This is a genomic window from Paenibacillus sp. 01T422 (genome assembly GCF_056398785.1).
Map to the genome: position 1 here is coordinate 1 of NZ_JBFTQB010001223.1, position 1,439 is coordinate 1,439.

Sequence of the window (1,439 nt, forward strand, 5' to 3'; positions counted from 1 at the left end):
GGTTGGCGTGATGCTTTCAGTCAGCCTAAATATTTTGAATTTTTTTCAGAGCCAAAACTTAAATTAATATTCCCCTATGGTAAAACCTGGTTTTCAATTATTAGGTATGAAAGAAAGAAAACTCGGCGAGAATTCGTTAGATTACAATGGAAAATTATTGATTGTGGATGTACCACATTTGATTTAGGATAATACTGTCATTACGCTAACGCAGAACATATGTTTAATACATAACAATAAAAGGCTGCCGACGCAATCGGCAGCCTTTTGCTCATAAATCTGTAGATACCCCATTCGCCTACCCTTTCCTCACCTGTCGCTGAATGCGATACTCCGTCGGAGAAATCCCTTCCAGATTTCTGAATGTTCGAATGAACGAGTTACGGTTGTTAAAGCCGATCTCCTCAAGTATTTTCTGAATTGGCTTTGTTGTATTTGTCGGCGAGCATCTCCAGACTAATATCTTCGTGATAATATTCATCTATATATTGCTTAAACAACCTAATATCAAACTCCCTCTGGATAGGGGTGCATGCTTCTAGAACACTATCGTAGAATGACAGGATGAAATCTGCCATATCCCCGATCGAGTGGGTGCTGATGGACATGACGAACTCGCTGTAGTTTTTGAAGATGGATTCGTCCATCGTTCTATCAAGCTGCTTCAACGCTTGTGTACCGATCAGATACAGATGCATATACAGCTGTCTACTACTCATATCGGTCATGGTGCTGTTCATATTGGCATTAATAATTGTCTTCAGCAGCTGTTGCAAATCCTCTTGCTTGTTGGAGAGCAGCAGGTTAAAGAGCTTGTTTTCATCCGTTTTGCTTAGCAAATATCCGGACTCGTCCTGATTGTTCTCATTATATATGCTGATCCTTTTGGTATCGAACGGAGATACACGCCGTCACTTTTTTGTTCATTGAAGTTGAACAAATTCTAAAAAAAGGGTTTTATTGGAGATTGTTGAATGTTTTTAAACAAGATGTCTTCATCATGGATAAATATGGAGAGAGGAGAGGGTATTTTGCAGAATACTATCGTGATTGATTTAGTTGAAGTGGCGCCTTTCAAGGTCTTGGCAGTACGGACGGGGATGACACCTGACAACAGTGGCACGCGAGAGGCGTGGAGCAGGCTTACAGCACAAGTGCCCATTAAGGATGAGAGACTCACTCATGTGCCTTCTGCCTATGTACTCATTCCTCAGGAGCAATTGAGCAGGCAAGTCGATACGCTGTGGGTCGGACTGGCGGTACACGAATTCGGACATGTAGAGGAAGGCATTGAGACTCTGGAGGTAGGTGGAGGTCTATGTGCGAGGGCCCGCGTGAATGGGAATGAGGCACATATGTGGCGCGTATATGACGCAATGTTTGCCTGGATAGATCAGTCGCCAGATTATGAGATCGACCAACGTAAGGGAGTACTCGGG

4 protein-coding genes are annotated in these 1,439 nt (G+C 43.0%); 2 read left to right on the forward strand and 2 right to left on the reverse strand.

Annotated features, from left to right (window positions below; all coding sequences use genetic code 11):
• Nucleotides 1-192 (forward strand): hypothetical protein (locus tag AC1DUA_RS37405; protein ID WP_477504538.1); only part of this gene is annotated, 192 nt, incomplete at its 5' end.
• Between the two features lie 106 nt (nucleotides 193-298).
• On the opposite strand, the gene AC1DUA_RS37410 is transcribed toward AC1DUA_RS37405, so the two are convergent.
• Both AC1DUA_RS37410 and AC1DUA_RS37415 read right to left on the reverse strand, forming a co-directional pair.
• Entirely contained in the window at nucleotides 299-481 is a 183-nt protein-coding gene (locus tag AC1DUA_RS37410; protein ID WP_477504539.1) for a helix-turn-helix domain-containing protein, read from the reverse strand.
• Entirely contained in the window at nucleotides 405-839 is a 435-nt protein-coding gene (locus AC1DUA_RS37415) for a hypothetical protein (RefSeq protein WP_477504540.1), read from the reverse strand. The genes AC1DUA_RS37410 and AC1DUA_RS37415 overlap by 77 nt, the downstream gene beginning before the upstream one ends.
• Before the next feature lie 192 nt (nucleotides 840-1,031).
• Between AC1DUA_RS37415 and AC1DUA_RS37420 the strand changes: the two genes are divergently transcribed.
• Nucleotides 1,032-1,439: GyrI-like domain-containing protein (locus tag AC1DUA_RS37420; protein WP_477504541.1), on the forward strand; the 408-nt coding region annotated here is incomplete at its 3' end.